This window comes from Aerococcus sp. L_32, assembly GCF_050689315.1.
The window spans coordinates 1-551 of sequence record NZ_JBOEQF010001212.1; the positions used below are offsets into that span (position 1 = coordinate 1).

The 551-nt window shown below is 39.0% G+C and carries 1 protein-coding gene; it reads right to left on the reverse strand.

The annotated features are described in order from the left end of the window. Positions 1-551 (reverse strand): branched-chain amino acid ABC transporter permease (locus ACRCJ0_RS18985; protein ID WP_431391758.1); only part of this gene is annotated, 551 nt, incomplete at both ends.

Consider the following 551-nt stretch of genomic DNA (forward strand, 5'->3'; position numbering starts at 1 on the left):
CGTAATTCAAAATCACCCATCAAACCTGATGGCTTGAATACCATGATGGCGATAATTGCGATACCATATACAACCATACGTAATTGACCTAAAGGGGCTAAAACTGAGTTTAGTAAACCTAAGGCGATAGCTGCAACGAATGAACCCGTTACTGATCCGATACCACCGAATACAACGATGATTAACACATCGATTGAACGTTGGAAAGTAAATTGTGATGGGTTGATTACTGAGAAGTAACCTGCGTATAAAGTACCTGCGATTGAAGCTGTAACAGCACCGATTACAAAGGCGATGATTTTATACCTAGTTGTTTTTACCCCAACAGATTCAGCAGCTATTTCATTTTCCCGAACGGCAATAGTAGCACGTCCTGGACTAGAGTGGATATAGTTTACAATTAATAATGTCGTTAAAACGATGAAGATAAATAAAGTAATCCAAGTTACGTTCATTGGAATACCTGAGATACCAGCGGCACCGTTAGTGATTTTCAAGTTTTGGATGATGATACGGATAATTTCAGAAGCCCCTAAAGTTGCAATAGCTAA